We start from the raw sequence: 2,710 nt of genomic DNA, 5'->3' as shown, positions 1-2,710 counted from the left end.
CTCGCGGTCCTAGAAGTCTGATCGGGCGACAGCATGGCGCATGGGGATAGCTGAGCGCATCGCGCCTGTCACGGCTTTAAGATGACCAATCGCCCAACGCCTCGTGCTCATCCGCGGGGCGGAGGGTCAGAAAAGCCCAGTGTTTTCAATACTTAAGATCGCCGGGTGAAAAGCGCCGCGGAACGAGTAAGCTCTCCGGGCGGGAGGAGCAAAAATGAAATCCTATCAAGTTTGCGAGTGCGGTGCGCCGCTTCGATTGTGCGAGCAGGACACGCCGGTGCCCACCGGCACCGAGGTTTTGCTGCAGGTGACAGCGGCGGGCATCTGCCACAGCGACATCCATTTCTGGGAAGGCGTCTACGATATCGGCGGCGGCAACGTGATGCGGCTCGCCGATCGCGGGCTGAAACTGCCGCTGACGCTGGGGCATGAAAATGTCGGGCGGGTTGTTGCGATGGGCCCGGAAGCCACGGGCATTGCAATCGGCGATGAGCGACTGGTTTATCCCTGGATCGGCTGCGGCACATGCGCGGTGTGCCGGCGCGGTGACGAGCAACTCTGCCTGAAGCCACAATTCGTCGGCGCGTTCCGGCCCGGAGGTTTCAGCGATCACCTCATGGTGCCGCATCCGCGCTATCTCATCGATTACGGCGACCTCAGCCCCGATCAAGCTGCGCCGCTGGCTTGTTCCGGCGTGACGGCCTACGGGGCGCTGAAGAAGTTCGGCGATTTGCTGAAGAGCGAACCGATTGTTGTGATTGGTGCTGGCGGCGTCGGTCTGATGGCTCTCGCCATTCTGCAGGCCATGGAAGCGCGGGGCGCCGTGGTCGTAGACGTCGATGCGCGCAAGCGCGAGACGGCCATGCGGGCCGGCGCGCTCGCAGTTGTCGACGGACGCGCCGGCGATGCTGCTGCGCAAATCCAGGCCATCATTAACGACCGGGTCTGGGCGGTCGTGGACTTCGTGGGATCAGGGTCCACGGTAAAGCTCGGCACCGATCTCCTGACCAAAGGCGGCAGGCTCGTCGTGGTGGGATTGTTCGGCGGCGAGATTACAATTCCGACACCTTACATTCCGATGCGGGCCATGACCGTTCAGGGGTCTTATACCGGCAGCTTGCCCGAGCTGAATGAACTGATTGCGCTGTTGCGGAAGTCTCCGGCGCCTTACATGCCGGTCGAGGTCCGTCCGCTGGAAAGCGTTAACGAAAGCCTGAACGACCTGAAGGAGGGTAACGTTGTCGGCCGGGTGGTGCTCGCGCCGATTTGAATTTGCGAAAACGAAGGGGACAACCATATCGGTGCAAAGCCGAGAGCAGGGCTGGCAGAGCCCGCGCGACTCCGATAAACAACAAGTACCCTCGGTTAAATAGCCGCATGTCCCCTTCCGAGTATTTCTGGCTCTCGCTCCTTCTCAAGGCAGCGTTGACATCGAGCATCATCGTCACCGCTTCGATGATCGTCGAGCGTGGTGGCCCGTTTCTCGGTGCAATGATTGCGTCACTGCCGACTTCGGTCGGCGCTGCCTACATCGTCATGGCCGTCGAGCATTTGCCCGACTTCATCTCGCAATCGGCGCTCGGCAGTCTGACGGCCAACGCCGCCGGCGTCACATTTGCCGCGGTCTATGCATTATTGGCGCGCCGAAATTCTCTGATTGTCGGGCTTGGCGGTGCGCTGCTGATCTGGTTCGTCTGCGCGTGGGGACTTCGTCACGTCGATTTCACGCTGTGGCCGGCCGTCGCATTGAATATCGGTGTTGCGGCCGTCGCCATCTGGGCGACCGCGAATTTGCGCAGAGCCACCTTTCCGAGGGCCGCGGTGGTCACGCGTCCCTATGACATACCGTTGCGCGCCGCGGCGGTATCGGCCTTCGTCATTATCGTGACAACGATCAGCCATTCGATCGGAGCATTTTCCTCCGGTGTCTTCGCGGTGTTTCCCATCGCGATGTCGAGCTTCATCGTTATCCTGCATAACCGCATTGGTGGACCCGCCACGTCGAACGTGATCGCTCACGCTCAGGTTCCCATGCTTGGGCTGATACCGGCCTTCCTTGCGGTCTATCTGTTTTCGGTGCCCCTCGGTAAATGGTGGGCTCTGGCAATCGCGCTGATCGCCTCACTTTTATGGAACGCCGCGCTCTGGACCTGGCGGACACAATTCGCCGCGAAGCTGCCGATGGACTGAGTCGTCTCAGCGCTTCGTCAACTTCGCCTTCAGGGCGTAAAGCATCTCGATCGCCTCACGCGGCGACATCTCATCGAGATCGAGTGCTTCGAGCGCGGAAATCACGTCAAGTGAAGCGGCGTCTGCTGGCGCGCTTGCGGGTTGCGCCGCACGGAACAGCGGAAGGTCCTCGAAGCCACGCATCGGCTTGTGCCGATCGTCTGCTTCAAGCTCGGCGAGTACGACCTTGGCGCGCTCGATCACGCTGGGCGGCAAACCGGCAAGCTTCGCCACCTGGATTCCATAGGATCGGTCGGCGGCTCCGGGCACCACCTCATGCAGGAACACGACATCGCCCTGCCACTCCTTGACGCGCATGGTGGCGTTGTGAATGCGGGGCAGCTTCGCTGCGAGTGCGGTCAGCTCGTGGAAGTGCGTCGCAAACAGCGACCGGCAACGATTGACTTCGTGCAGGTGCTCGACGCTGGCCCAGGCGATCGACAGGCCGTCAAAGGTTGCCGTGCCGCGCCCGATCTCGTCG

At 61.6% G+C, this 2,710-nt stretch carries 3 protein-coding genes; 2 read left to right on the top strand and 1 reads right to left on the bottom strand.

All coding sequences use genetic code 11. The features are described from left to right. Positions 1-214: 214 nt before the first annotated feature. Together VN004_RS20655 and VN004_RS20650 are read left to right on the top strand one after the other, a co-directional pair. A complete protein-coding gene (locus VN004_RS20655) occupies positions 215-1,270 on the top strand; it encodes an alcohol dehydrogenase (RefSeq protein WP_325614055.1) in 1,056 nt (351 codons plus the stop codon). A 107-nt stretch (positions 1,271-1,377) separates the two neighbouring features. Beyond that, positions 1,378-2,190 carry a hypothetical protein gene (locus VN004_RS20650; RefSeq protein ID WP_325614054.1) on the top strand — a complete coding sequence of 271 codons (813 nt, stop codon included), beginning with the start codon at positions 1,378-1,380 and terminating at the stop codon, positions 2,188-2,190. A gap of 6 nt (positions 2,191-2,196) precedes the next feature. On the opposite strand, the gene VN004_RS20645 is transcribed toward VN004_RS20650, so the two are convergent. After that, a partial coding sequence (locus VN004_RS20645) for a MutS-related protein (protein ID WP_414710373.1) occupies positions 2,197-2,710 on the bottom strand: 514 nt, incomplete at its 5' end.

It is taken from the genome of Pseudorhodoplanes sp. (genome assembly GCF_035565855.1).
Taxonomy (GTDB): domain Bacteria; phylum Pseudomonadota; class Alphaproteobacteria; order Rhizobiales; family Xanthobacteraceae; genus Pseudorhodoplanes.
This window is presented reverse-complemented; position numbering and strand designations above follow the sequence as displayed.

What these genes read in the sequence shown, in the direction of transcription:
- VN004_RS20650 (WP_325614054.1), top strand. Translation starts at nt 1,378, where the DNA reads ATGTCCCCTTCCGAGTATTTCTGGCTCTCGCTCCTTCTCAAGGCAGCG.
- VN004_RS20655 (WP_325614055.1), top strand. Translation starts at nt 215, where the DNA reads ATGAAATCCTATCAAGTTTGCGAGTGCGGTGCGCCGCTTCGATTGTGC.